Below are 24,574 nucleotides of genomic sequence, written 5' to 3'. Positions count from 1 at the left end.
TTAGGATCAATTTGCCTACGCATGTTTTTTGTTCTTACAGCCGCTTGCCACGGATTATTCCAGCAACTATAATGTTGCTATATTTATCACTTAACTACCAAGCACTTTTGTCATGAAATTTCTTCTTTTGTTCATCGCTTTTTCCTGGTTTTATCCAGCAATTGCACAACCAAAGCTTCCTGTTGTCAATGCAACTTCCAATCAGGCTAAGTTTTTTGAACAGGATAACCCTGTATCGGGCTGGACCATCAATCCAAAAATAAAACCGGATATTTTTATTACAGGGAAACTGACGGAAAGTAAAACGGTAAAATTTAAAACAGATATTGATTCGATAAAATTTAAAATTGCACCCGGACAGCAAAAAGATTTTATTGTATTGCTCAACGGCAAAGATTCCTGCCTCACCAGAATTGAAGGCCCCGAGGTAAAAGACTTCAGCAAACTGCCGGTAGAAATTCATGACACTATTCCCTTTTTTGTAAACAGCTTCAATACCAATTTTATACCTGTTGTATTTAACAACGCAGATACACTCATGCTGAATTTCGATACCGGCGCAACTGAAGTTTCCTTCACGAATGATGCACTTAAACAAAAGGTCAAGTCTCATCCTGAACTTTATAAAACCCGTTATGGAATCAAAATTGGAAACCAAACATATCACAGCAAAATTTATGATATACAACTTGCTGGGAACAACACAGACGGCCTGCTAGGATGGGACTTGTTTGACGGCATGATTGTAGAACTTGATTATGATCACAATCAACTAATCCTTCACTCCAAAATGCCGAAGCATCTTATGCATGACCGAAAGTACTCCAAGTTTAAGATACGTTATATTAAAAACCGGCCCTTTATTGAAAGTGAACTCACACAAAGCGGAAATAAAAACAAAGGCTGGTTTCTGTTTGATTTGGGTTACCAAAGAACCGTTATGCTCGATAACGATCTGCTGCGTGAGGCGCGGTTTCCAACTGAAAAAATGGCGGTTATCAAAAAAACAATTATGCATGGGGTAAGGGGCAACGAAGTACCCGTGACTACAGCAAGCTTAGAAATATTGAAACTTGGTAACCTTGAACTAAGAGATGTTCCTGCTCAAATTATGGAACAAAACAAGCCTATGCGCGGTGTCAACATCCATATTTTGGGAACCGATGTTTTGAAAAGGTTTAACACGATTCTTGATTTTCAAAACAATTTGATTTACCTGAAACCAAATCACTTGTACGGCACAGTATATTCAGACCAAAATAAAAGAGGTAGTTGATGATTACAGCTACCACGTTAATAAACGTTAACTCAAATAAATTTAAATGAAGCCATCCCCTGTAATACAGAATAAAGTCAAATTTCTTTTCTTCCTTTTTTTATCGACCTGTGTGCCGGTTTATGCACAGTCCGTAAGTAGTGAACAAGATATTGCAGCCATTCGACAGCAATATCAAACCATTAATTCGCTTAAGCTAAATACACAGCGCTTTACCTACGAAAGTTCGGGATGTGTGGACGGCGGTGTGATAACCTATTTTTTAAAAAATAAGGAGATTGTAAGGATCACAGAATCCGGTTCGATAGGAGATGGAAGCTGGGTAAATGAATACTACTACAGTGCAGGCAAAACCATATTTTGTTTGGAAACCATTGTAGGCGGACCTGCGATTGGTAAGGTGACCAAAACTCAATACCGCTACTACATTAAAAATGGCCGACCTGTAAGGGTAATGAAAGGACAAAAAATTATACCGGCTGATAGTAAGGCTACCGAAATACTCCGTACTGCCAGCAAGATTTATAAAGCCTATACAACTAAAGATTTTGTATCAGCGCTTTGCAATCCGTAAGTTGAGACGTTTGTTAAACCAATAAAGGCATATTATAGCCTAAGACGTATGATCTTCAACTTGAAGATTTTTACTAATCAAACTGTTTAAAACAGAATTGAATTCATCAATATCAGCTCCCAAATTGGTTGACTTGTATTGGCTAACATCCCTGTTGATGTGGAGTGTGGTTAACACGTGCAAATTTCCATGCACCTCTACCCTCGCCTTAAAAACACAGTGTCCTGTCCAACTTCGGTGTAGGTAAACCCACTCAGCTTCCACATACATCAACCATCGGTCTTCCATATCTTTGGGCCAGAAACCGTGCACTAACGCTTCATATTCCTGATCGGACATTTTTGTGTTAAGCACGGTTTCTGCAATAGTCTCTGGCATAGCGGTAACAGATCCGCCCTGCGGTTTTACGACCTTTGTCATTACGTAAATTAGCGCTATCAGAGGTACCTTAACCTGCTAAGCCATCCTTTTTAGCCTTCTCTATTACCTTTGCTGCACGTTCTGAGCTATCCGGGTGTGAACTCAACATTTTTTCAGACTTGCTTCTTTCCGTTCCGGACGATTTTTCCATATCAGCAAACTTTTTAAAAGCGCTGGCTAATGCCGTTACTTTATAATTATGCTGCTTCATAAAATTGTAGGAATAATCGTCGGCTTCACTCTCTTGTTTCCGGCTATACTTACTATCTAACAAAGCTGTGGCAAAACTACCCAACTGGCTTTGAGAAAGTGTATTAACCACCCCCGATTGCGAAGCTGCTGCATCCATCATAGCCTCTCTTTTATAGGCACTTTTTACAGCATCTCTGGAATCCTTATTAGCTACATGGCCAATTTCGTGTCCAATTATGCCTAAAAGTTCCTCATCCGTCATGATGTCCATTAATGATGAAAACACCCGGACACTTCCATCTGCACAGGCAAAAGCATTAATATCTTTTACTTTATATACTTTAAAATTAAGCTTCATGCCACCTTCATTCTGATGTTTGGCAAATAACTTCTTTAACCTTACCGTATAAGGATCATTTTCTGCAGCCACAGGGTTGTGTGTATCCATGTAAGCCACTGCTTCTCCAGCCAGCTTAGCTGCATCAGCATCAGAAAAAGTTACGGCTTTTACTCCTTTGCCAATGGCACCTAAGCCCTTAGCATTAAGTTTAATTTGCGCAGAAGCGATTGGCGCGGTCGACATCAGAAGTCCGGTAACGGCTAAATAAACGAAAGATTTTTTCATGGTTGAATGCTTGGATTAATTGTGGTTCCATCTCCAACAAAAGCACTACACAAATGTTTTGAATGTAAGCGTTTCTGGTTTGGAGGGATAGGCCGCCTTGAAAATTCGAGTAGGAGGTTAACCGATATAAACGAGCAAACGCAACTAATCAAAAGCCCATGACGCGCCTGATACTTTATGCAGCGACAGCTTCATTGTTTTTTGCTTCATGCAGGCAAACAAGCAGCCCTGTAAATATTAAAACGGCACCTCCTGTTAACGAGATTGACACTTCCTTAAAATGGGTTGATTACCACATCGGCGAACCGCCGCCCGAAGGTTATTACACTGCTTTTGATAGTGTTATTAAAAAGTGGAACATTCGTTATCAGCGCATTGAAGGTGGTTGCGAGGGGCTACCTGATGAAAGAAGAAGGTTTGAAAAAGATAATCCAAAATACTTTGCACTATTAAAGATCAGGTTTGGTGAGGACTGGCTTGACCGTTTCCATGCAGACGTAAAGGCTTTGGACAATAAGCTGCATACTAAATAGTAAGCTAAAAGAACAGTATTTTAACATAACTTAAACCAAAACAGCAGGTCTATTATTTGTATTCATTAAGATATTGCAGTTACTTCTCATGAAATTTATTTTTTTCGTCTCAGCGCTGTTCCTGTTAACCACAACGGCGTTCTCACAGCTCAAGCCTATGAGAACCGGCGCCCATTCTTTTACTATCCAATGGATCAGTTTTAATAAGGTGAAGCCGGGTACGGTTACCATTAAACCGAGCAAGAATGGCACATACAGTATTGAAGGTGAGCAAAGAGACAAAAACCATAATGAGTATGTAACCATAAAAGGCACCATTGAACCAATTGGTCGAAATTTATACTTCAATGGTAAGATAGTTAGTCGTATTACATCCATTAACAACGGCCAACCTTGCGAATTAAACGGACAGGCCGTTTTTCGGGCATCGGGCCAAAGGAAGTATTGGCGCTTACAGCAAATGCTGAACTGCGATAGCGAAACTACCGATTACATAGACATATTTTTTTAGTAAAACGCCCAATAGCGTAGTGGCTACACTTGCTTCATACTGACGCTAAATAAAATTCCGTACTATAATGACATACTTTTACCGCCCTTTAAGCACATCCTGCCGTATAATATTTTGCTTATTTACCGCTGTATTATTGCAGGCCTGCAAGCAACCCCGAAAAACGCATGCAACCCAACAAGATACCGTTACAACACCGGTTAAAGCACCAGTGCTTGTACCAGCGCAAGAGGCGGCTACAGATACTGTAGATGATTGTCCGCGAGGAAATGCAGAGCCGGTGATTAAAAAAGATATTTTTCCTGCCGCAACATTTACCATGCAAGCCGATCATAGAACAGGTATCGAAACATTGACCTTTGACGATGGCGATAAGCTTACGATTAAGCAGTCGGGGTGCGAATATTACAGACTCGATTTTAGGTTTGAGACATCCCGGTTTGAAGCCGACACCACTAATGTAACTTATTGGAGCAACACGGGGCTTGCGCTGATGCGCAGGGCAATTAAAGGTTTAGATACGCCATTAGAAATCGACAGGGCCCTAAACAATCTTTCGGCCCGTTTGGAGAAAGACAAGTCCGGTTCGGGTACTAACCTTACCCTGGGAGAGGAAATTGATTTTGGTGGCTCCGATCCAAGGCAATATTTAACTATCGACCGGATAACCCGGCTGGCAAACCAGCGTTATGCCATCGAGCTTAGCCTAAGCTATGGTCCTATTTAGCATCTGCTTAATAAATTTTTAATTTAATCTATGGCCTTCAAGTTACCGTCAATTAACCGCTTATTCAATTATGTGGTAAGTACCATAAAGCGGTTTCCGTTCGAATTTTTATTTGCACTGGCCGGAACCTGGTCAGCTGTATCACTTTCCTCCAGCTATCTTTACGGGTACGTTACCGACCAATGGTACGCCCGTACACTTATGATGGCCGCTATTGGTATGCCACTCAGTTTGGCTGTCTCCCTTTATAAAATTCATAAAGGATGGCCTGATAGCAGGCTGCGTTCGCTTCGATACATAGCAGCAGGAGCAGCGGTGTCGTTTCTGTTTATTTTCAAGCCCGAAGTATATCCACAGCATTACATACATTTTGCGTTATTATTTATTGCTATGCATTTGCTGGTATCATTTGCTGCATTTACAGGCAAAGGCAATACACTCGCGTTTTGGCACTTCAATAAAACCATATTTATTCGGTTACTAACCGGGTTACTATATAGTTTGGTATTAGGGGCAGGCTTAAGTGCCGCGTTTGGCGTAGTTGATAACATATTCGGCGTAAATTTAAACTGGAACTATTTACGGTACATCTGGATCCTGATTTTCGGCCTTTTTAATACTTTGTTCTTTTTGGCCGGGATACCCGAACAAATGCAAAATGCAGATGCCGTAGGCAATTACCCGAAAGGGCTAAAGTTTTTCAGTCAATATATTTTAATCCCCTTAGCCTCTATTTACCTGGCCATACTACTGGCTTACGAGGTTAAAATTTTGGTAGAATGGACCTTGCCCAAAGGCTTGGTTTCGGCCCTTATTTTAGGTTACGCAGGGTTAGGCTTACTGGCAATGTTGCTGGTTTATCCGCTTCGCGACCAGGAAGGCAACGGCTGGATCAGGGTTTACAGCCGGTATTTTTATATGTTTTTGCTGCCGCTTGTGGTACTTTTGATATTAGCTGTTACCAAACGGATTGACAGTTATGGCATAACGCAATACCGTTATTTTTTGATAGTACTGGCTGCCTGGTTATTGTTTTTAATCGGCTACTTCCTCTTTTACAAAAAGGCTACCATTAAAGCTATACCCATTTCATTGTTCCTGATCATTATGCTGATCATCTACGGACCGCAAAGCGCTACCACCGTGAGTCTCAATTCGCAAAGAGCAATTTTATTAAACCTGTTTGCCCGCGAAAAATTAGTTAAACAGGGCAAGCTGATGCCTGTAGACGAGCGGAAGGTGAAGCCATATACGGCCGTACGTATGGCCAGCACACTCGACTATATTTTAAAGCGCTATGATTTTCAAGCGTTGCAGCCATTACTGGGTATAAATTTAGAGCAACAAGAAAACACACTCAGAAAAAGCTGGCAGAACAACACAAACATCGTATTTGACGAAGACAGTTTTAAAATATACCGCACGAACTGGGTACAAAGCTATTTAAAACTGGGTGGGTATGAATACCGCCAGCAATACAGTGAAGAGCAACTGGAGAACGAGTTGAATACCAACTACTATATTCACACAAAAGAAGCGTTGTTAAATTTGAAGGGTTATGACTACATGTTGGTTAAAGAAACCTATGCTGATACCGTAAGCATTGATACCGTATCTGGCTATTTAATAAGGCAGGGTGATAGCTTTGAATATGATAGCATGATTTTGAATATTGGTAAAAATAAATTCAACTTCCTGGTAACAGACCTGGCTAAACAGATAATGAAGCAAACCGAAAACTTAAAGCCGTACGAAGATCAAAGCACGCCGCAAGGGTTGGATAAAAGGTATCTACTGCCACAAAAAATGCTCCGGCTTTCTCAAACAAAATCGGGTATAACCGTAATGGCACAAGTGCAGGAAATGAGTTTCGATTATACCAAAAAATATGGCGTTAGGGTTAACTCTGTTCGTGCCTATTACTTTATAAAATTTAATAAGTAAGTACAACTAATCAGATCGTCATAATGACGTTCAACTCTTGAATAAAGCGCTCAATATCGGCGCTTTTTTTAAGGGAGATGACCGTTAACAAATCCTGCTTTCCATTTTTACCGGGCACATCAAAGTACATATTAATGTCGGTGCCCGCGTACACAAAATTAATGGACCTGCGCAGGGTTTGAATGCCGGCAAATGCACCAAATTGGTACCTGCGATTGAGAAATTTGGCAACACCGGTTCGTTCAATGGTTTGCGTAGCCTGGTTAAAAGTTAACGTAGTATAGGCGGCGTTGAAAAAAATAAGCGCCAGGAAAAGAGTGGCTGCAACAATGAAGATTTTAGCTACTATACCATTGGTTTCTATGGTCAACAATGAGAGGCCAATCACTAAAAAGAGCAAGCCAAAAAATATCGCCCCACCCTTTTTACTTTTAATTGTATACAGGTTTCCATTTTGATTGAAAAAACGGAAGGATGTAATAGGTTCTGCAACATAATCAGCTGGCGAATCGTGCAAGTCAAGATAGCCATGTATTATGGGTACTGCTTCTTCCACAAAAGCAACAGCATTAGCATCGTCATTTTTAGTGTAACCAGATGAAACCACAATACCGCTTCCATATTTGGCATCTTTTTTAAACAGCCGGTAGTTATAGCTTCCAGCCATATTGCTCACTGCGTTAATTCCCTGGAGCTTGCTGAATGGTACATTAGCCACAGGGATGAAGCCCATTAGCAATTTACGCATCTTTCCCCTGCTATTATCGAATTCAATTTGCGTAGCTCCATACCCCCAAAACATTACAACCATTAGCAACAGTAACAGCACAAACGGAAGCGACTCAGCAATAGTGGTATTTTGATAGTTAATATAAATTAACAACAGTCCGGTAAACAAAACGGCAATAATTGCGGTAAAAATATAGAATACGCCATAGGGGTAAATAGTGACCTTATCTTGTTCGATTTTCCACCGCGTTTTGGAAAGGCTTTTTAATGACATTGTGCTTAAGTTGAGTTACAGCAATCAACAGTCCACTTAATTTGTGGTTTGGCATTATTATAAAAACTTATTTGTGGTTAATTGTTCTAACAACGCAACTACTTACAGCCACCTAATCTTTACATGTTACGAGTTTGTTACCTCTTATTGTTGCTTCTTGTGTTTCAGCAAAGTTCAGCTCAAACTTCTGAGTTACCTGTCGCGGTTCCTTCCAACCTCAAAAAATTTGTTTTAGCAGGTTACGATGTGCTTGATATTACGAAAGGTGACTTGAATCGTGACACCTATCCGGATGCCATAATGATACTCTGTAAAAAGGATGAAAGAGAAACCTCCGATGTAATAAATCATCCTGAAAAGCGGCCTTTGTTAGTTTTACTTGGCGAGGCTAACAAAACCTATAAATTAGCCGCCCGTAGCAATAATGCAGTATATTGTGTTGACTGCGGAGGGCAAATGGGCGATCCTTTTACCGGGGTAACTATTAAAAACGGCTATTTTTCTGTAGAGCATTATGGCGGCAGCGGCTGGAGATGGACACGCATAATTACTTTCAAATACGCTACTGCAGAAAAGAACTGGTTCTTATACAAAGATGGTGGAGAACGCTTTCATGCTACATCGCGTGAGGAAGTAAAGACCCCTGTTAAAACAGTTAAAGACTTTGGCAAAGTACCATTTATTAAATTTGACATATACAAAGAGAAATGAAAAATGTAAGCTTTCGTTTATGCTGTGCTTTAGGGTTGGTATGGGCTATTTCGCTATTTACTTATAACGCAGTTAGCGCACAACCGGCCGGTACCAGTAATTTTTTAAAGGAAATTAAAAACTATAACCTGGCAACCCTATGGCATGCCGACCGCCTTAGGTTAATCAGCCTTAAAGAAACCGAAGCATTTCCGGAGCCGTTGGGTATACTGGGAAAAAATTACCAGCGGTTTTATATTCACTATACTTCAGTTATAAAAAACGTGGCCAACCCGTACCAGTATAATGTACAGGGCAAAACCAGGGTTGGCAACCAGGTACGTGCCTTTACCGGAACGATTACAGTAACACAAGCAGGAATATTTAAGCCCGGCAAAAATAATCCGTATGCCCCCGACGCTTACAAAGGTTACAAACGAGGGAAACTATTATGCCGAGTTGTTCTTAACGAAGCCGGTTCAACCCCGACAACCGGAAATATAAATGGAGAGCTGACAACAGACTTTTGCATTAACGCACAAAACCAGTTGTTGTATGATACCCTTGATTTTGGTATAGATGGTTACAGCAACAACCAGTTTACAGGTACCTGGACAGCGCATGGTAGCAAAGCAGCGCAGACACTTCAATTTGGGGATATAAGTATCCCTAATGATAAGTTTGCAGATGTTTATGGTATCACGGTTCCTCACGAATATGAGAAGTATGGCTGGCAAAGCTTTGTGGCCGCCATACCTGATGATTTACGCCCAGCCAGTAAAGCGGCTATAGCAGAAGAAAAGCGACATTGGTGGAAATAATTCAGACCAGCTCAAGCTTTACAAGCTGTTATAACCAGGATTTAATGCCAGGGCTATAAGCTTATACCCATTGCCTGTCTTGAGAAACGAAAAGTGTTCCTGGTAACTAAGCTGATGGTTACCATCATAATGGCTCGTTATCACATCAAATGATGGATACCTGGCAATATTAGGTTCTCCACAATCTGTATAAAAGGGTTTGAATTGCTTACTATAAGTAAACGCATTAAGCTCTTCCTTTATGATCGTCACTTCTACCTGCCCTTGTTTAACAGCAGCCATCTTTTTTTGCAGTAATGCACCATATTCTCTTATAAAAGCAGCTTTGCTGTAAGTTTTTCTAAGCGTTTGCTTCCATACTCGTTCTATAATAATTTCATCAAAGCAGTTAAGCAATAAAGCTTTGCTTTTTAAATTGATGAAAAACTGGTTGTAAAGCCAATTAGTAAATTCTTTTTGGTAGTTAATAAAGGTATAATACTTTCCTTTTTTAGTCTTGAACGATGTGTATAACGTTGTATCTGCAACACTGTCAACAATTTTGCAAGAAAACCAGTTTAAGTTTTCTATAGCTGTTATATCAACACTATCAGCTATAATCTCCCCCCGGTTATTTATTAATGCAGTTATACCATTCCAGCTCCAATGTTCACACAAGTCGGCTTTGTAGGGCGTACCATCTGCACAAATGCGTTTACCGTTATGGATCACTAATGACAGTCCATTATAAAAGGGGCGTGCATCATTGTAAACAGCCGGAATAACAACTTTGCCATTGTTATCCAAAAAGCCAACCCGGTCTGTAACCCGGTCACGAAATCTGATTTTACCCTCCTGCTCACAGTCGTAAGTCATATCCCATACATACAAACTGTCTTTCGCAACTTTTTGCCCGTTTTTTAAAAGGTAATAAGATTTGTTAGTTCTTCCTTCTGTAACAGCAATTATATTTTTAAAGGTGGATGTCGGCGTTATGCCGGTAAAACGTGCTGAAATTTTTATTTTTCTTTGGGCATCTTTATAACCGTAAGTGTCTTTTTTTGCGTCGTAATAGCGATACCAGTTTTCAGCCTTTTGTGCTTTGGCCAACATCATGATTCCTGATACCATCATTAAATTAAAAAAGACAAATACACTACGCATACACCAATATTAGCTGACAAGTGAATGTAACCAACAATACTTATAAAACCTAACATACAGCACCCTGTTTATAATGAATAAGAAATCTGATTGCCAGGACTACAATGGTAAGAAATTGCAAACTCAACATATGCATTCAATGGTTAATAACATGGGTTGTTATAGGCTGCGGTCAATCTAATGAATCGGGTGCCAAGATGCGGCACCAGCCGCTTAGAGACGTAGACAAATCAACGTTAATTACCATGATAGAACACCTGCACCGCAGCTTAGATGTGAAGGACTATGCGGTAAATAAAGGCATTGATGCGCTTAAGCCATACCTGTCAAAATATAAAGTATGCATACCCGGTTTCTCTGCAATGGTGCCGTACAACAACAGCTATTTGTATATCTATTGTATTTACGACAGCAAAGAAACGCCGCCGCGAATATTATCTTTCCGGTTCGATATTCCTAACAGGTTGACCAAACAGCTAACCCTAAATGACATCAGGAAGCCGTTCAAAACATGGCAACTAACCACCCGGCACAGTTCTGATAGCACAACAACCAATGCCTACCACGCAGGCACCAATAACGTAAGCATCAATTTAACACAACGTAGGCTTCCAAACCAAGAAGACAGTATAGTTACCGAAGTAGTGGTGTACCGTTAATGTGAGTAAACGTATGTATACGCACTCCTAGCTTGCCAAAAGATTACGCTTATGTAAAAAACTCCGGGTAGGTAATTGGTGACACGCAACTGCTGCTTTGTTCTATGGTGGTGTCTTTAAAAGGCAACCACATTAACTGCTCAAATATCTCTTCAATCTTTAAACAAGCTTCAAAATCAGCTTCCGAAACTTCATAAAAATTGTTGTCGGCCGTGCCCGAGACAGAAAAGTTTAGGGCTGTACTGTTAATGGTTAAATATACCTTTTGCCCTGCAACATTGACAAAGCCCGGTTGCTCCATATCCGGAAATGGATAAACAGGTATCTTAAATTTTGCAAATTCAGTACCTATGTATGCTTGCCCGGGAACGGGCTGCGGATCGTCCGGACCGATAACACCCGGCACTATTCCAAGTTTCAAGAGTTTATCTTCCAAATTAACCCGGTCTGTGTAAAAAATGCTGGCCTGAAAAGAATCATCATCATTGGCATGTCCGCCCCGTGCTCTAACAAAGTAAAAGTACTGTAATTGACGTGCCCAGCCTGCAACGGTTTCCTTGCTGTGCTGCCTGAACATGTAAGAATCCGGACGTTTTTCCATGGCCTTAAAACGATGATTGGTTAAGTTACAATTCATTTTCCTCAATACTACCCAAATAGCCCAAACAGTAGCACAACAAGCATAAACAAGCAAAAAAGCGTTAGTATAATAACCAATAAGCGTTTTAAAACGATTTTAAATGGCCGCTTAGTAATTGAAGTATTAGCCGGTGACGCCGGGAAATATTTGTCTTTAATTAACTCGAATACGAAAAACAGGGGTAAGACTATCATGAGCCAGTAATAACGATGAAACCAATCTTTAACATATGCCCAACGGGCTGCCCAGCGCTCCTGCTCATGAACACTTATATGGGTAACGTAATCGCTTCCCAAAAATGACCGTCCGGTTTTTACGCGTAATGCTTGATATGGCCTCAGCAAAAAGTAGCTCGTCCGTGTTCCTTTAAAAGTTACTAATTGGTTTGGATAAGCTAACGCTACTTCCGTTTGAATAAAGCCAAGCTTTGGGGAAAATATGCGCCGAACAGTTTTAACAGGAAATACCTGTTCTTTTTCAGGCTTTACAGCGGCGCTAATCAGCAAGTCTAACTTCAGTGTAGTAAAATATGCTGAGCCCAAATACAGCCCTAAAATGATCAACGAAAAAACAACATCAGTGTACCGACCGGTAAATAATGAGTTACGCGTTAGATAGCTAGTGCAGGCAGCTAATGGCAGTGCTACTGCCCCTGCCCACCAAAAAGCAATGCTATAATCCTTATCCGTATAAAGGTCAATAAAGAGATCAATGGTAAGGTGTATAATTGCAAAAAAGATCCAATAGGCCAACAGTATATAACCGGCAAATCCAACCGATTGCCCGCTACTCTCCTTACGCTTAGCCTTTGTTACCAATATCCTACTTGCTTTTGACAGAACCGGCACATACATCACCTTCAGGAATACCGGTTAGCCACACCCGTAAAAATTTAGTCCTTTCCTTGGTTAAGGTTTCCAGATAGATAGATTCGCACATTGGTGCAACTGAGCCGTAACTGCCTCTTTCGGGATACTTAGCTGCTAACTCTGCATCACGAAGCTGTATCCACAAGCGTTGCGCAACTTTAAGCTTTTTTATAAATTGTGGCTGGGCAGCATATTCCTTCAAAATTTTCCGGTAAACGGCATTAAGTTCCTTATCTGCTTTTTCATAGGCGCTACCAGCATTCATGTTCATGGCCGTTTGTGATTGCGCCCATGCACCATAATTGGTAAAGAAAATCATCATGCTGGTTAAAATACCAGCAATTGTATTTTTGTTGCATTGCATATTGAGTTGCTTTAAATAAATTCTTATTTCCACCACTGACGCTTCTCTTCGGCCCTTGCTTTGATGGCTGCTGCTTTGCCGCTGCCTGCATCAAGCGAAAGCATATAATTTTGCCAGCCGTTTTTTACATACTTTTCATTTGCCATAAATTCGCTTATGCTAAAGTCCAGGTCGCCAGCTTCCGGTATCTTGAAATCGCCCCAGTTGCAAACCTTACTTACACCACCTTTGTATGATGTCCAGCGGGCCACACACTCATTGTTGCTAAAACCATCTGCAGGGATCAACGTATCGTAGGCAAACTGTCCGCGCTCATTAATGTACCAGTTGGTGGTTAGTTTGCCTTTGATAGCGCCGCTGCCTGGTTGTTTGGGATCTTCTTTCAGGTCAACCTGGCAAACCAGATATCCATATTTATATTTTGGATACTCCTCGTTTGGTTCCAGGTACCTTTTAGCCTCCTTAACCGTGATGGTACCGGTAAAGCTGCAAATGTTATTCTTAACCCTGGTTTTCCCTTTTACACGGTATAGGTACGAGTTCGACGGATCTTTGATGACCGATGTATAATGGATATAAAAACGTTGGTAATTTGAACCTATAAACCCTAAAGGCTCCGGAAAATCCTCCCACGGGTTTGGTGCACCTACAAAGTAAATCTTTGGCGCATGCCATAGCGAAGCTAGATTAACTTTACCAGCCACGGCATAGTAGTCAGCAACCTTGCCTTGCGCCAAACATACACCTGTTTTAATAAAGAAGCATATCAGCGTTAGTGTTAGCCTGCATGTAGATGTTTTTATGGCCGATTTCATACAGCCCAAACAGAAAACGTATACTAAATGTTTAGCTACCAAATGGCTCGAGATATTAAAGCGATACAATGCCCTAAATGCGGCAGCACATTTAAGCAAGAGATTAAGCCCGAATTTTACAGATGTCAGAATTGCCAAACGGAGTACTTTTTAGATAGTGATGATACGCATGTTTATCATCATCACGAACGTGCGAAGCCCGTGCAAAGTTCTGCCCCGCCGGTTAACCCTAACTTGCCGGTTTATGTACTTATTGGTGCCGTTGCTTTTATAGCCATAGTGTACATAACCACAATGTTGCTACAGCCCAAAAAAAGTGCTACTAACAGCTATATAACTTATAAACCCAGGCGTTCTTATCAAAGTAGTTTTGTTTATACAAACACTGCTACCGGCGACCCCGTGTATTTACGTATGGGCGTAGATTATATTGATAAAGGCAACGGCAAATCAGAACAGGAACTGCATGCACAGTTCAATAATGCCATGGATGGCAATCTGATAGCGGATCGCTTAATGACCGATGAGAGCATGCGCAATAACCGATGCTCGCTCACCTTTAAAATTTACTCCCCTAATATAGTTTACGCTATTGGCTGCAATAGTGTGTTATTACAGTTGGATACCAGGAATAATCGCCTTACTGACGTTACGCAAAGCACCTTTAAAAACTACCCCAAATTAAGTTCCGGGGTGGCTAAATTAGACTTTGATTACAGTAAGCCGATGATTAATGTAATGAACAATGAAGGCGAAACATTTTATTATTTCCCTGCCGTTAAGAAATTAGTGAACACCCAAACGGAAGCTGATAAGATTTGGAAACAAATTTATAATGCCAGGCGCTATTTTGAGTTCGGTTACATGGGAGATTACTTCGATGATAATAAAGTTAATCAGTTATTAGAGGTTAAATACATTAAAGAGGCGGATCAAAACTTGAAACGTGATCTTACACCGGGGCGGAAATACTTCGGTCCTGCTATTATTTACCAGGACGAAAACAACCTGATAATTGTGGTCAATACAACGGCGGCCCCCGATCCACCAATGAGCATTCAAAAAATTGATACGGAAACCGGAAAAATATTATGGGCCTTGCCTCCCGATAAGTTTTATTTATCACAAGTAGTAAAATGCAAGCAAGGGTATGCCATAGAATACCACAAGGATGAGGAAGCAGATTATGTACATGGTGTAATGGTGGTATCTGATTCGGGGAAACTGATTCACAATTATCAATTAAGCCGCACTGAATAAATAACCGTAACCAATAATTAGCTAAATTATGATATGGGTCTTATTAACTTTTTTAAAGAGCAGTTTGCAGCAGTAATTGAGTGGAAAGATCAACCGCAAGATGTTTTATTCTTTAAGTATCCGTTTAAAAGCGATGAGATAAAAGATGCCAGTAAACTCATTATAGGGCCAGGGCAAGGTTGCTTGCTGGTATACGAAGGAAAGGTTACCGGTGTAATGGAACAAGAAGGTATTTACGAATTGCAAACTGATAACGATCCGTTTATTACCACTCTTTTTAAACTGATGCAGGGGTTTGAAAGCGAGCACAAACTCAAAATTTATTTTTTCCGCAAAGCAGAAGTGACTAATCAAGGATGGGGCACATCCAACCGGGTAAAGTATGAAGAGCCGGTTTACCGCTTCCCCGTAAGTTTAGGAGCTTACGGCAATTTTTCTTTTAAACTAACAGACGCCAGGCTATTTTTAACAGAGATTGCCGGCCTTTTAGATCTATTCACTGTTGCACAAAGCCAGATGCTGATCCAGTCGCGGATTGAACAGCAGCTAACCGTTACACTCGCTACATCTGCGTATTCTATTTTGCAGATAGACAGTAAGCTTGATGCACTGGCCGAAGAATTAAAAACCAGGTTAAACGATAATTTCTCATCACTGGGTTTTGAGCTCACTAACTTTAAGGTGCAGGGCGCATCGTTTGATCAGCAAACACAGCAGCAGATAAACCAAATTGCCAATGCCCGGGCAGGAATTTTAGCTGCAGAACAAGCCGGACTCAATTATACCGAAATGGAGAAATTGCAGGCTTTGCGGGATGCGGCACGTAACGAAAATGGCGTTGCTGGCGCAGGTTTGCAAATTAACCTGGGCAGTACCCTGGGCAATACCGTGGGTAATCGCACTGATGAACCTAATGATAAGCAGCCCGATGCCGTCACTCAATTGGAAAAATTGAAAGCACTGTTTGATAAGGGCATCATAACTCAAGACGAATTTGATGCCAAGAAGAAACAATGGCTGGACAAATTGTAACACCTATAAAGACTCCGGATATTTATTGAGCTGGATTTTTTTAAAAGTTTTATGAACAAGGAGCACTTTAATTACCAACTTATCCTGTAAAATATTAACCAGGCAAAAGCTAATGAAGTGCTACTTAAGCAATCGTCATGACTATAACGAAATTGATGATCGAGGATAATACCAAACTTCCCCACCACAGCACTTTGTTACCCGGATAGTGAAATAGCGAATACATTTTATAGTGGTAGTAGGCTCCGCAAAAGCAAGCTGCCTGAGTGGCCAATAAAAGCAGCCATACAAAATATAACCAGCTGTTATCGGCTGCATAATTCAGTGCGTCCAAAAAATGTTCTTTACGCGAAGGCAGCTTATTTACCCCTCTAATATCGAAGAAAGAGACCTTTTGGTGAGGTGCAAAAAGTTTTGCGCTATCTTTTTTCAACACGTAAAAACGAACCGGCTGACCGGTGCTATCCGCGTGAAACCCGTCATAATCAGACATAAATAGTGAAGTGATATTTTGCGAGGCTATTCCAAATATATGCCGGTGATAGTCCCTGAAAAGTGTAGCCTTATATGGGCTGACTTTGAAGGTATACCTTTTATGCATCTTGTATGAATTTTCTTCAAAGAATGTGACTTTACCTTGTAACAAAGTCAGGTTATGCTGGATAGAAGAAGCATAAAAAAGCAATCCGCCAATAAATAATATCGGAAGCATTAAAAGGGCAATTGCCAGCAGATTGAACTTGGGGAATTTTACGGAGGGCCGGTGCATAGTACCGCCAATAAAGATTTCTGGTTGCTGACCCGGACTTTTTACATAAGCCACTTTGATGATGTTACCGATCACCCGTTCTGCAGCACCTGATGGCGCTTGAAAATTAAGTGTTATCGGCTTTTCATTAAAACACTCCGGGTCATCAATACCTGAATTGAAAGGAGAGCCGGTTACAGGCTGTTTGAATTTCAGTTCAAAGAAGAACTGTTCGTGTACGGTAGCGCCGGAGCGAAAATCTGAAAACTGGGTAATGGTAACGCCCTCCCATACAACGCTTATCAGCTTATTTGGCTCGGCTTTCATTTTTAATTTTAATTAGATTTTTGGCTGCAGGCTGAACAGAGGAAGTAGATATGAATCTACCCTGGTAAAAATGTAAAAGCTGATCAATCTTTTTGCGGCTCATGTCAAATGCGTCTAATTCAAGTTCTGCTTTTGCTCCGGCTGTAAAATACTCCAGATAATATTTCCGGTACTTTCCACTGCCGCGCGGAACAATGTGCATATCGCTGATCTCGGACCAGGAACTGAAAGGTAAGCGTGCAGTTGCCAGGCCGTCGTTGCTCATCATGATCTTAGGACTTCTATCCATCATTTCGCGAATTGTCAAATAGATCAATGCCATGCCGACTATGGCAATAAAACCCTGGAACAGGTACCCAAAAATAGATTTAAAACTGTAGGGATCTTTTTGGTGAGAGGTGAGCAGCCATATGCCAACAAAAACCATGAGACCGTAAAAAGGTAAGGCTAGTATTCTTTTAATTATTGAAAAATAAACGTGTGTCTCAGCGGGAATATTAGGGTCATCTATAAATTCATCAGGCTGTTCAAACCGTAACGCTAATTTGTCCCAGTTACTTCTTTGCACTTTCGTCCAAATTTCAAATTTACGTAATCCCGTATCACTTTTCTCCGGGATCAGCAGTGCATAAGCAGCGCGTCTTCTAAGCTCATGCACATTCCTAACCCTGGCAAATGCCCAGGTCATCCACCGTGGCACTGCATAAGCGCGGTACAAGCCAGCCACAAAGAAAGCCACGAGCAAAATGATAGGTGACAGCATAACGCCGTACGGCTGCGGCAGTGCCACAAAAGCAATGGCCGGCATAATAAGCATGATAGCTAACGCAGGTAACCATATGGTTTTTCGTCCCTGACGAACAGCTTGGTCCACGGTTACATCGTACATAAAGGCATTTTATAAACCCGTATTTGGTAAAGCACTACAGCGTGTAAGTTCAATTGTTCACCTGATTTTGTGATAATCATTAGTGAAGCAAGCTTATGATTTTCATGAAGCAAAACGGCAGTTTGCAGCGGCAACGCTTTATCCATAGCTGGATTAATAATTCTGGCGCTCTGCACCGGGGTAAATAATAAGCAGCAAATAGTTAATAACGAGGACAACAGGACCGGCAATGCTATTTTCATAAGCATATCAATATGTAATCACCTTTACAACATCATAAATCGTAAAATGATTGTATAGGGCCGATGATTATCGTTCGGTTAGTTTTGAAATGAGGTAACAGCTAGGGATAAGCCTTGTTATTCTACCCTCATAAGTTCAGTTATTGGAATGAAGCCGGATGTTTCCTTACCCGCCTTATTGGTGAAATAAACGTACAGCCAATTTTGCTTGCTCGCACCTATCCTGTCAATATCAAGCCGTACCTTATCGCCTTTAAGCACGTAGGTTTTAAGTTTGCTACTGGCATTTGGCGTTTTATAGAAGTACGCTTTAGGTACCTTTACCCTATAATCACCAGCCACAGCATCGGTAATCTTGTTATAAACGCCGTTAAAATCTTCTGTTAAATGATCGGTACTGCAATTATTGTATACAGCCTTTATTTTACCTTGAACCATGCTCAGGCTTACCTTACAACCGGGGTCATTTTCTTCGCTGCGCAATACAACCGTATTGTTCTTTAACACGCCTGTTCCGTAATAACTACCTGTTTGAGCAGAAGCGGTATTCCACCAGGTAAAAATTTCTGCTGTTACCTGGTTGCCTTTTTTCTGAAGGGATATTATGCCGTATGCACCTTGCGAAGCTTTTTTTTCATATGTGCCGTTTTGTGCATTTGCTGCTAATGATGAGCATAATACAGAGAACCATACCGCCACCCATTTATAACTTTGGGCTATATTGTTTATGAATAGAAATCTCATATGAATAGTGATATATTATATGTTCTAACTTATTTCCTAATTAAGAGGCTCAATTTGACTTGATAAAATCACTTAGATAACTGCATTCATTAATAGCTTTTTTATAAAATGCTGTTGTTTTATATTGTTGCATTTCCTTAAAGTAACTGTTTTGCCTAAGTTGTTCTGTATATAGTTTTTCGAGTTTCTTATAAGCGTCGTAGTCATCGCCAAAAGATGGCGCTTCGTGTTCCTTCTGCTCACACTTGGCTGCCATAAAGGTACATTTGGCTTTGATCTCGGGGTCGTCACTTAGCTCACGAGCCTTTAAATAGTACTGTTTAGCTTTCGACGCTTTGATATAATCGCCGTCATAGTAATAGAGCGGCTTTCGGCCAACGTCGGTAGCCGACCATGTGTAGGCAATAAGCCCCCATGAATTGCCATAAGTGGAGGTGTTATATAAGCCATTAGCCATCTGGTAATAGGCGGCAGCATTTTTCGGTTCTTTTTGTGTTTCGCTCCAGAGTTGGGCCATCTTTTGGGCAAACGTAAGTTTCGTATACCGTTTACCTTCAAAATGTTTAGGATAATCATTAATCTCCACAACAAAAGGATCGCCCTGGCTGCTTTCGCCGTCGTTATAATAATCCTGCCCGTTGTATGATTTATTGATGAGCTTGCTGTTCCTGATGTGCTGAAACGCTGTAACCGCTTCAGGGTAGTGGTGCTCGCGCAGCTCAATGGTTCCTAAGAGTTCATACAGGTTATCGGTATTCACCCGGTTTAACCCCTTACTTAGAAACGCCAGGTATTGGTCTGCAGGGCGATTGGTTTTCCAATCAATTAATTGTTTAAGCTGAGGTGAGTGTACAAAGTTAAACCAAAAATCAGGCATATCTTGGTTTATATACCAGTTGCTGTTTGCCGTAATGGTATTATTGCTGTTCAGCATAGCCAGCGCCGCCCTGGCTGTATCGCCCTGGCGCAGGTAGGCAGGAGCTAACACATAGGTGTAGAAATTGCGTTGGGCTATAGCAAACTGATTAACGCTTTCCGGTGTGGGAGGGTATACATCTGTTTTAGGTTTAACGCCCGCTACAACCTTTTCATTAAGCCATTTTAACGAAGGTAGCAGTGAAGCCTCGTCAATCGCTTTAAGTTGTTTAAGGCGCTGGGCAGATAACAGCAGGTTTACAATTTGTTTTTGATCGCCGAGTTTTGCATTAAGATTTTGTCCGTCCAATTCTTTGAGTGCAGCAAGACCATCATCGGGCTTATTTTGCATAAAATACAGGTAGGCATTTGTCAATGTTCCTATTTGTGGTTCTTTGTACTTGGCATCGCTGGCAAGCGTTGTGCAAAAGCTTCGCAGCTTTTCAATATGCTTATCGTATTTGTTTTTTATACTATCGGGTACAGCAACAAAAAAGCTGCCTTTCGGCAATTTTTGTGCTTCGGGTGTTTCATCTTGCTTGTGGATCAAAATCCAAACTACGCAAACAGCCCCTACCAATGTTAACAGGCCACCGGCTATCTTAATAGCTGGCTTGCCTGGTTGTTTTTTGAACCCTATAAGCATTACCACTATGCCAGCAAAAAGACCGATCAGCCCAATCCATATTAGCCATTTTTTTTTACCGGCATGCTGTGGTGTCTCAGGCTTGGCTAAATGCCCATCACTGTAAAATTGATCGGTATTATTGTTGAGTGCCGGTGTAAGATAATACTGCTCAAGTTTATTAATTTCCCTTACCAACAGCACACCCACCAGCGCTGATGAAGGTGCGTTGTTGTATACCTCTTCCAGGTTGTCGGCACCAATCTCGGGGTTAGCAAAACCCCGGATAGCATATAGGTTGGCCTTTTCTTCGGGCGTGCGCGCCAGTTTTATTACGTCATTAAACGGTGCGTCAATGTAGTGGTAATTTCGATAGGCCTGCAAGCGGCGCTCCGGATAACCAGCAAACACTTTCGAAAACAAGAAAGCAGCCTGAACGGTATCTCCAAGGCGCCGTTCTTCACCGGCTTTTAAAGCCAATGCCCAGCCTTTGATATGGCTGGACGATGTTGTATTTGCAATATGTTGTTCGTAAATATTTTTAGCTTCTGCAAAGTTGCCGGCATAATGGTTCAGCTTCTGCGCCTGATAAAAGTATCGTAATTTTAAAAAACTGTCATTCTCTCCCATTGCCGACTGTACCGCTTCATTGGCGGTATTTCTTAGTGCTGCCGTATCCAATGGTGCAGGTTCCCAGTAGTTGTAATTTGATTGCCCTAAAAGTTCTGCCTGTATGGCAAATTGGTAGTATTTCTTGGCGGCATCATGTGCCGAATCTTTCAAACTCCATAAAAAGCTGCTTTTAACCAAACTATCCGCTACCGGTGGGTCTTGTTCGAAAAAATGATAAGCCCTTTCTTTTCCTGCAGAGTCTAGGTGGTACATAATCTTTTCTACATCATTAGCCTTTACCTTACCGCCTAAGTACTGCGCCCATTCAGTCGAATTAATGGCCGCCTCGCTTGCCGGTTCTTCGTTGCCATAAGTAAAGTGGTAATCGGTGAAATAAAACGCGCCGTAATCCTTTTTGCCCTGAATGTCCGGGTGAAAGAACGAAGTGTAATAATCGTAAGGATCAGGCTCATCCGAGCAGGCCATGATTATGGCCACGCTGATCAGGCATAAGCTGGTAATGCTAACGAAATACAGCAGTAGTTTTCTCCAGGTTTTCATAAGTATAGTGTTTAAGTGTAGGTTCGTCTAAATGGAAAAAGATGACGTTTAAGGTATCTGAGGATATGTATTTCTGAATATAGTTAGCAGCAGACAGTAATTCGCTGGCTGGCAGATACTCCCACCTGACCTCGTCACCACGCAATAACCCGTAGTTAGGAAGGTCTCTTTGCACCCTATACAGGCTACTGCCGTTTGCTTTAAATGTTCGTTGATCGCTAAAGTTTTCCTGATGCAGCCTTTTAGAAATCCCGGCATATTGCTTTTGCCTGAAAACCACGGCCCAGCTAAAAACTGGCAGGCCAACGTCTACAGGCATAGGGTAATTACTTAAGTTTTCACCAACATACTTCTCCAATGCGCTTTGTTCGAGTATAGAATTTTGACTGCCATACTTACGCAGGTTCCCCATATTATAACACATGAGCATTACCCGGTCCACCGGTGGGATACCACTGTTTTTTGGGTTCTTGAGTTGATGCAGCCGCAGTGTGGCCGATAATTTTATATTTTTCAGACCGGCGTTTGCGCTAATTTGCCTAAGCAGGTAAAAGTAGTTGTCGCGGGTAGTCCGGGTCCAGTCGCAATCAAGCTGTAACTCGTTATAGTTTTTTTTGCCTGATGACTTGATCCGGCCATTAACATAATATACAATCTTGCCGGCCAAGTCGTTTAGCTGCTGGTGTGTTTGATGTTTGAGTACATCATTAACCACAAAAACAACCGGAACAAGTTGTACAGCATTGGGCAGTGCTGCTTTGAAGGTAACAGGCGATATTGGTACAGCACTGTTGTCGCCCTTGTTTACATCCATAATGCGCATGTATAGCTTTTTACAGCCAAGGGTGTCAAAATATCGCTTTTCGGTAGCATTGGTATCATACACCGTTTTCCAATAGTAAAACGAAGTATTAACCACACGATTTTTGCGGCAGGATACCAATCCAAGCAACATTATAAACGCCATAACACAAGCAGCCACTTTAAGCATGCCGGTACAATAAGTTACTGAACGGAATCATACTGTTTTATGCTTTGTAAGAATTAACGCCGCTGATGAGCGCACGGTTAATATAATCGTATAAGTAAAATGAAAGCTTTTCATAGGCTTCATTATCTTCCGGCGTTTCAAAACCTAAATCATTCCAGGAGCCCATGCCGCCAAATACGTGGGCAGACATGGCTGCATACATTAATTGCAAAGCCGATTGTTCATAACCATTTTCGTTAATCTGGCTACCGAACCAGTTATTGGCAGGATCCGAACCATCTAAAATATTAAGAGATCTCTGAAAAATGTCTGCCCAATTAATTAACTGATGACCAAGGGCAAAAGCATGAATGTCGGTTAAGATGTCTTTAAGCCCTTTTCGTACCTGTACAGGGTCGGGCAAAAAATTGATCGTTTCGGCCTGGCTAACGGTACGACCATAGCTTACAGACCAGATCTTTTGCTCCGGGGCATTCTGTTTATTAACTTCCCAACGGGCAGCCCAAAAATCAGAATAAGAATCATATATGGATTCAATAAGCCAGGTACCACCACCGCCCACAAAGCCGGCTAGTTGATGGTCTGGGGTACCGTTTGCGTTTCCTTCTGAAGGGTGGTAATAGGCCTTTAATTGACGGCAACCCTCCTGTCTGAGTAAATTAAACCAATCGTCAGGATCTGCAGCAATAACACGTTCCGCTGTAGTTCCATCTGCTTGTGTAAATAAGTGCAGAAAATCCACTTTGTTGCAAAACTTGAACGTTACATTGTTGGGGTAATAATCCGGGGATATTTGGCCGGTAGTTAAAAAATAGTTCCCGTGAGTAATTAGTGATAAGAGTTGACTGGTAGTACCGTTCATGAAAACGATTGGGTTTATTAATAAATGGTGAGTTAAACAACAACGTTAAGTTTTTTTCGCTTATAGTAGGCCTGTATATAAAATATTATACCCGATGCTGGTATTACGGCAATTGTAAAAAACATCCCCAACAAGGCAAATCCTACCAATCCGGTAGCACACTTCACATCAGATGGCAGGTTTACCATAGCAATATTGCTGGCAAGCACCGGCAGCACAATCCCGGCGATAAGGCAAATCAAAGTAATAATGGTAATAGACAATTTAATACGGCCGCTAAGGTGTAAAATACATAAAATGATTTGCGCTACAGGCGCTATAACCATTAGCATTAGTTCAAAGAGGAACAGTATCATAACAGCGTTTTATATGGATACATTAAATCAAAATAAGTAACCCGCTCATACGTCTAATTAATAGCTGTAAATCTACTGTTCAATCACAATACCATTAATTGACACTTCCTGACAGCTAATGGAGATAGCTGCCGCGCTGTAAGTGTCACTATAACCAGCTGCTGACATTTGATCTGAATAACTATAGAGACTGGCTTGTTTAAACCTGATGGTCCGTGTGGGTTTTTTACCGTAGGTATCCACTATGGTAATAGTGCCGTCGAATCGGTTTCGTTTTTTAGCCAGTACACGCAGCAGGTCATCACTAATCTTTTTGGCATCCAGCGTTAAATAAAAGCCCGCCGGATAGTATCCGGGAAGTTTACTTTTTGAGGTGTCTTTTGTTGCAATGACCGGCGTTTCCTCATAATTGCGTGATAAACTAGTGCTAACGCCATTCAGATCCGTGACAATGTTTTTGCCCGCCACAACAATCGTCATTTGTATTTGAGTACGGCTTTCTTCAGTTTGGGCACGCGTATGTGTTGCAAAAAATAGCAATAATAGTGAAGATGTAAAGGCAAATACCGTTTTCATAAGTCTGGATAGTTGCCCTGTAAACAAC

28 protein-coding genes are annotated in these 24,574 nt (G+C 41.3%); 11 read left to right on the top strand and 17 right to left on the bottom strand.

Going from position 1 to position 24,574, the window contains the following annotated elements; all coding sequences use genetic code 11:
• Positions 1–112: 112 nt before the first annotated feature.
• Both ABDD95_RS01020 and ABDD95_RS01015 read left to right on the top strand, forming a co-directional pair.
• Positions 113–1,276 (top strand): hypothetical protein, encoded by a 1,164-nt coding sequence (locus tag ABDD95_RS01020; protein WP_345950042.1) that lies wholly within the window; start codon positions 113–115, stop codon positions 1,274–1,276.
• Between the two features lie 46 nt (positions 1,277–1,322).
• A complete protein-coding gene (locus tag ABDD95_RS01015; RefSeq protein WP_345950041.1) occupies positions 1,323–1,850 on the top strand; it encodes a hypothetical protein in 528 nt (175 codons plus the stop codon).
• A gap of 39 nt (positions 1,851–1,889) precedes the next feature.
• Here ABDD95_RS01015 and ABDD95_RS01010 read toward each other — a convergent pair whose 3' ends face one another.
• Together ABDD95_RS01010 and ABDD95_RS01005 are read right to left on the bottom strand one after the other, a co-directional pair.
• Entirely contained in the window at positions 1,890–2,270 is a 381-nt protein-coding gene (locus ABDD95_RS01010; RefSeq protein WP_345950040.1) for a hypothetical protein, read from the bottom strand.
• A gap of 28 nt (positions 2,271–2,298) precedes the next feature.
• Positions 2,299–3,087 (bottom strand): M48 family metalloprotease, encoded by a 789-nt coding sequence (locus tag ABDD95_RS01005; RefSeq protein ID WP_345950039.1) that lies wholly within the window; start codon positions 3,085–3,087, stop codon positions 2,299–2,301.
• A gap of 158 nt (positions 3,088–3,245) precedes the next feature.
• On the opposite strand from ABDD95_RS01005, the gene ABDD95_RS01000 reads away from it, so the two are divergent.
• From ABDD95_RS01000 to ABDD95_RS00985, 4 genes are all read left to right on the top strand, one after another.
• Positions 3,246–3,620 carry a hypothetical protein gene (locus ABDD95_RS01000; protein ID WP_345950038.1) on the top strand — a complete coding sequence of 125 codons (375 nt, stop codon included), beginning with the start codon at positions 3,246–3,248 and terminating at the stop codon, positions 3,618–3,620.
• Positions 3,621–3,708: 88 nt separating this feature from the next.
• Positions 3,709–4,131, top strand: a complete 423-nt coding sequence (locus ABDD95_RS00995) for a hypothetical protein (RefSeq protein ID WP_345950037.1) — start codon at positions 3,709–3,711, stop codon at positions 4,129–4,131.
• A gap of 67 nt (positions 4,132–4,198) precedes the next feature.
• Positions 4,199–4,858 carry a hypothetical protein gene (locus tag ABDD95_RS00990; RefSeq protein ID WP_345950036.1) on the top strand — a complete coding sequence of 220 codons (660 nt, stop codon included), beginning with the start codon at positions 4,199–4,201 and terminating at the stop codon, positions 4,856–4,858.
• Positions 4,859–4,888: 30 nt separating this feature from the next.
• Positions 4,889–6,802, top strand: coding sequence for a DUF4153 domain-containing protein (locus ABDD95_RS00985; RefSeq protein ID WP_345950035.1), 1,914 nt, complete (start codon positions 4,889–4,891; stop codon positions 6,800–6,802).
• A 10-nt stretch (positions 6,803–6,812) separates the two neighbouring features.
• On the opposite strand, the gene ABDD95_RS00980 is transcribed toward ABDD95_RS00985, so the two are convergent.
• On the bottom strand, positions 6,813–7,805 hold the full coding sequence (locus ABDD95_RS00980) for a hypothetical protein (RefSeq protein WP_345950034.1): 993 nt from the start codon (positions 7,803–7,805) through the stop codon (positions 6,813–6,815).
• A gap of 123 nt (positions 7,806–7,928) precedes the next feature.
• On the opposite strand from ABDD95_RS00980, the gene ABDD95_RS00975 reads away from it, so the two are divergent.
• Complete coding sequence (locus ABDD95_RS00975) at positions 7,929–8,516, top strand: hypothetical protein (protein WP_345950033.1); 588 nt, start codon at positions 7,929–7,931, stop codon at positions 8,514–8,516.
• Complete coding sequence (locus ABDD95_RS00970) at positions 8,513–9,316, top strand: hypothetical protein (protein ID WP_345950032.1); 804 nt, start codon at positions 8,513–8,515, stop codon at positions 9,314–9,316. Before ABDD95_RS00975 ends, ABDD95_RS00970 begins: the two co-directional genes overlap by 4 nt.
• Before the next feature lie 18 nt (positions 9,317–9,334).
• Here the strand turns inward: ABDD95_RS00970 and ABDD95_RS00965 are convergent, their stop codons facing one another.
• Positions 9,335–10,429, bottom strand: a complete 1,095-nt coding sequence (locus tag ABDD95_RS00965) for a WG repeat-containing protein (RefSeq protein ID WP_345950031.1) — start codon at positions 10,427–10,429, stop codon at positions 9,335–9,337.
• 134 nt (positions 10,430–10,563) lie between these two features.
• Between ABDD95_RS00965 and ABDD95_RS00960 the strand changes: the two genes are divergently transcribed.
• The gene (locus tag ABDD95_RS00960; RefSeq protein ID WP_345950030.1) at positions 10,564–11,118 is read left to right on the top strand and encodes a hypothetical protein; all 555 of its coding nucleotides are present in this window, start codon (positions 10,564–10,566) and stop codon (positions 11,116–11,118) included.
• Between the two features lie 49 nt (positions 11,119–11,167).
• Here ABDD95_RS00960 and ABDD95_RS00955 read toward each other — a convergent pair whose 3' ends face one another.
• Genes ABDD95_RS00955 through ABDD95_RS00940 form a run of 4 tightly spaced genes read right to left on the bottom strand, consistent with a single transcriptional unit; the run spans position 11,168 to position 13,806 of the window.
• The gene (locus ABDD95_RS00955) at positions 11,168–11,719 is read right to left on the bottom strand and encodes a hypothetical protein (RefSeq protein WP_345950029.1); all 552 of its coding nucleotides are present in this window, start codon (positions 11,717–11,719) and stop codon (positions 11,168–11,170) included.
• Positions 11,720–11,766: 47 nt separating this feature from the next.
• Positions 11,767–12,576 (bottom strand): hypothetical protein, encoded by an 810-nt coding sequence (locus ABDD95_RS00950; RefSeq protein ID WP_345950028.1) that lies wholly within the window; start codon positions 12,574–12,576, stop codon positions 11,767–11,769.
• A gap of 4 nt (positions 12,577–12,580) precedes the next feature.
• The gene (locus tag ABDD95_RS00945; protein WP_345950027.1) at positions 12,581–12,991 is read right to left on the bottom strand and encodes a lysozyme inhibitor LprI family protein; all 411 of its coding nucleotides are present in this window, start codon (positions 12,989–12,991) and stop codon (positions 12,581–12,583) included.
• Between the two features lie 23 nt (positions 12,992–13,014).
• The gene (locus ABDD95_RS00940; protein WP_345950026.1) at positions 13,015–13,806 is read right to left on the bottom strand and encodes a hypothetical protein; all 792 of its coding nucleotides are present in this window, start codon (positions 13,804–13,806) and stop codon (positions 13,015–13,017) included.
• 42 nt (positions 13,807–13,848) lie between these two features.
• Between ABDD95_RS00940 and ABDD95_RS00935 the strand changes: the two genes are divergently transcribed.
• Both ABDD95_RS00935 and ABDD95_RS00930 read left to right on the top strand, forming a co-directional pair.
• Positions 13,849–15,066, top strand: a complete 1,218-nt coding sequence (locus ABDD95_RS00935; protein ID WP_345950025.1) for a hypothetical protein — start codon at positions 13,849–13,851, stop codon at positions 15,064–15,066.
• Positions 15,067–15,099: 33 nt separating this feature from the next.
• Complete coding sequence (locus ABDD95_RS00930; protein ID WP_345950024.1) at positions 15,100–16,098, top strand: SPFH domain-containing protein; 999 nt, start codon at positions 15,100–15,102, stop codon at positions 16,096–16,098.
• Positions 16,099–16,222: 124 nt separating this feature from the next.
• Here the strand turns inward: ABDD95_RS00930 and ABDD95_RS00925 are convergent, their stop codons facing one another.
• The 9 genes from ABDD95_RS00925 to tssD all read right to left on the bottom strand — a co-directional run bounded on the left by ABDD95_RS00925 (position 16,223) and on the right by tssD (position 24,546).
• The gene (locus tag ABDD95_RS00925) at positions 16,223–17,173 is read right to left on the bottom strand and encodes a hypothetical protein (RefSeq protein WP_345950023.1); all 951 of its coding nucleotides are present in this window, start codon (positions 17,171–17,173) and stop codon (positions 16,223–16,225) included.
• A complete protein-coding gene (locus ABDD95_RS00920) occupies positions 17,154–18,062 on the bottom strand; it encodes a hypothetical protein (RefSeq protein ID WP_345950022.1) in 909 nt (302 codons plus the stop codon). Before ABDD95_RS00920 ends, ABDD95_RS00925 begins: the two co-directional genes overlap by 20 nt.
• Positions 18,050–18,304 carry a hypothetical protein gene (locus ABDD95_RS00915; protein ID WP_345950021.1) on the bottom strand — a complete coding sequence of 85 codons (255 nt, stop codon included), beginning with the start codon at positions 18,302–18,304 and terminating at the stop codon, positions 18,050–18,052. Before ABDD95_RS00915 ends, ABDD95_RS00920 begins: the two co-directional genes overlap by 13 nt.
• 117 nt (positions 18,305–18,421) lie before the next feature.
• Entirely contained in the window at positions 18,422–19,048 is a 627-nt protein-coding gene (locus ABDD95_RS00910; protein WP_345950020.1) for a hypothetical protein, read from the bottom strand.
• A gap of 49 nt (positions 19,049–19,097) precedes the next feature.
• Positions 19,098–21,761 (bottom strand): hypothetical protein, encoded by a 2,664-nt coding sequence (locus ABDD95_RS00905; protein WP_345950019.1) that lies wholly within the window; start codon positions 21,759–21,761, stop codon positions 19,098–19,100.
• The gene (locus tag ABDD95_RS00900) at positions 21,724–22,752 is read right to left on the bottom strand and encodes a hypothetical protein (RefSeq protein ID WP_345950018.1); all 1,029 of its coding nucleotides are present in this window, start codon (positions 22,750–22,752) and stop codon (positions 21,724–21,726) included. Before ABDD95_RS00900 ends, ABDD95_RS00905 begins: the two co-directional genes overlap by 38 nt.
• Positions 22,753–22,789: 37 nt before the next feature.
• Complete coding sequence (locus ABDD95_RS00895; RefSeq protein ID WP_345950017.1) at positions 22,790–23,614, bottom strand: hypothetical protein; 825 nt, start codon at positions 23,612–23,614, stop codon at positions 22,790–22,792.
• 32 nt (positions 23,615–23,646) lie between these two features.
• Positions 23,647–23,970: a hypothetical protein gene (locus tag ABDD95_RS00890; RefSeq protein WP_345950016.1), complete on the bottom strand. Its 324-nt coding sequence runs from the start codon at positions 23,968–23,970 to the stop codon at positions 23,647–23,649.
• 72 nt (positions 23,971–24,042) lie between these two features.
• On the bottom strand, positions 24,043–24,546 hold the full coding sequence (tssD, locus tag ABDD95_RS00885) for a type VI secretion system tube protein TssD (protein ID WP_345950015.1): 504 nt from the start codon (positions 24,544–24,546) through the stop codon (positions 24,043–24,045).
• Between the last annotated feature and the right edge of the window lie 28 nt (positions 24,547–24,574).

The sequence above is a fragment of the Mucilaginibacter sp. PAMB04274 genome, from assembly GCF_039634385.2.
Lineage (GTDB): Bacteria > Bacteroidota > Bacteroidia > Sphingobacteriales > Sphingobacteriaceae > Mucilaginibacter.
Note: the sequence above shows the minus strand (reverse complement) of the source record. Positions and strands in the feature narration are given on the sequence as shown.

Excerpts from the sequence above, each read along its gene's own strand:
- ABDD95_RS01020 (WP_345950042.1), top strand. The coding sequence starts at position 113 with ATGAAATTTCTTCTTTTGTTCATCGCTTTTTCCTGGTTTTATCCAGCA.
- ABDD95_RS01015 (WP_345950041.1), top strand. The coding sequence starts at position 1,323 with ATGAAGCCATCCCCTGTAATACAGAATAAAGTCAAATTTCTTTTCTTC.
- ABDD95_RS01010 (WP_345950040.1), bottom strand. The coding sequence starts at position 2,270 with ATGACAAAGGTCGTAAAACCGCAGGGCGGATCTGTTACCGCTATGCCA.
- ABDD95_RS01005 (WP_345950039.1), bottom strand. The coding sequence starts at position 3,087 with ATGAAAAAATCTTTCGTTTATTTAGCCGTTACCGGACTTCTGATGTCG.
- ABDD95_RS01000 (WP_345950038.1), top strand. The coding sequence starts at position 3,246 with ATGACGCGCCTGATACTTTATGCAGCGACAGCTTCATTGTTTTTTGCT.
- ABDD95_RS00995 (WP_345950037.1), top strand. The coding sequence starts at position 3,709 with ATGAAATTTATTTTTTTCGTCTCAGCGCTGTTCCTGTTAACCACAACG.
- ABDD95_RS00990 (WP_345950036.1), top strand. The coding sequence starts at position 4,199 with ATGACATACTTTTACCGCCCTTTAAGCACATCCTGCCGTATAATATTT.
- ABDD95_RS00985 (WP_345950035.1), top strand. The coding sequence starts at position 4,889 with ATGGCCTTCAAGTTACCGTCAATTAACCGCTTATTCAATTATGTGGTA.
- ABDD95_RS00980 (WP_345950034.1), bottom strand. The coding sequence starts at position 7,805 with ATGTCATTAAAAAGCCTTTCCAAAACGCGGTGGAAAATCGAACAAGAT.
- ABDD95_RS00975 (WP_345950033.1), top strand. The coding sequence starts at position 7,929 with ATGTTACGAGTTTGTTACCTCTTATTGTTGCTTCTTGTGTTTCAGCAA.
- ABDD95_RS00970 (WP_345950032.1), top strand. The coding sequence starts at position 8,513 with ATGAAAAATGTAAGCTTTCGTTTATGCTGTGCTTTAGGGTTGGTATGG.
- ABDD95_RS00965 (WP_345950031.1), bottom strand. The coding sequence starts at position 10,429 with ATGATGGTATCAGGAATCATGATGTTGGCCAAAGCACAAAAGGCTGAA.
- ABDD95_RS00960 (WP_345950030.1), top strand. The coding sequence starts at position 10,564 with ATGGTAAGAAATTGCAAACTCAACATATGCATTCAATGGTTAATAACA.
- ABDD95_RS00955 (WP_345950029.1), bottom strand. The coding sequence starts at position 11,719 with ATGGAAAAACGTCCGGATTCTTACATGTTCAGGCAGCACAGCAAGGAA.
- ABDD95_RS00945 (WP_345950027.1), bottom strand. The coding sequence starts at position 12,991 with ATGCAATGCAACAAAAATACAATTGCTGGTATTTTAACCAGCATGATG.
- ABDD95_RS00940 (WP_345950026.1), bottom strand. The coding sequence starts at position 13,806 with ATGAAATCGGCCATAAAAACATCTACATGCAGGCTAACACTAACGCTG.
- ABDD95_RS00935 (WP_345950025.1), top strand. The coding sequence starts at position 13,849 with ATGGCTCGAGATATTAAAGCGATACAATGCCCTAAATGCGGCAGCACA.
- ABDD95_RS00930 (WP_345950024.1), top strand. The coding sequence starts at position 15,100 with ATGGGTCTTATTAACTTTTTTAAAGAGCAGTTTGCAGCAGTAATTGAG.
- ABDD95_RS00925 (WP_345950023.1), bottom strand. The coding sequence starts at position 17,173 with ATGAAAGCCGAGCCAAATAAGCTGATAAGCGTTGTATGGGAGGGCGTT.
- ABDD95_RS00920 (WP_345950022.1), bottom strand. The coding sequence starts at position 18,062 with ATGTACGATGTAACCGTGGACCAAGCTGTTCGTCAGGGACGAAAAACC.
- ABDD95_RS00915 (WP_345950021.1), bottom strand. The coding sequence starts at position 18,304 with ATGAAAATAGCATTGCCGGTCCTGTTGTCCTCGTTATTAACTATTTGC.
- ABDD95_RS00910 (WP_345950020.1), bottom strand. The coding sequence starts at position 19,048 with ATGAGATTTCTATTCATAAACAATATAGCCCAAAGTTATAAATGGGTG.
- ABDD95_RS00905 (WP_345950019.1), bottom strand. The coding sequence starts at position 21,761 with ATGAAAACCTGGAGAAAACTACTGCTGTATTTCGTTAGCATTACCAGC.
- ABDD95_RS00900 (WP_345950018.1), bottom strand. The coding sequence starts at position 22,752 with ATGCTTAAAGTGGCTGCTTGTGTTATGGCGTTTATAATGTTGCTTGGA.
- ABDD95_RS00895 (WP_345950017.1), bottom strand. The coding sequence starts at position 23,614 with ATGAACGGTACTACCAGTCAACTCTTATCACTAATTACTCACGGGAAC.
- ABDD95_RS00890 (WP_345950016.1), bottom strand. The coding sequence starts at position 23,970 with ATGATACTGTTCCTCTTTGAACTAATGCTAATGGTTATAGCGCCTGTA.
- tssD (WP_345950015.1), bottom strand. The coding sequence starts at position 24,546 with ATGAAAACGGTATTTGCCTTTACATCTTCACTATTATTGCTATTTTTT.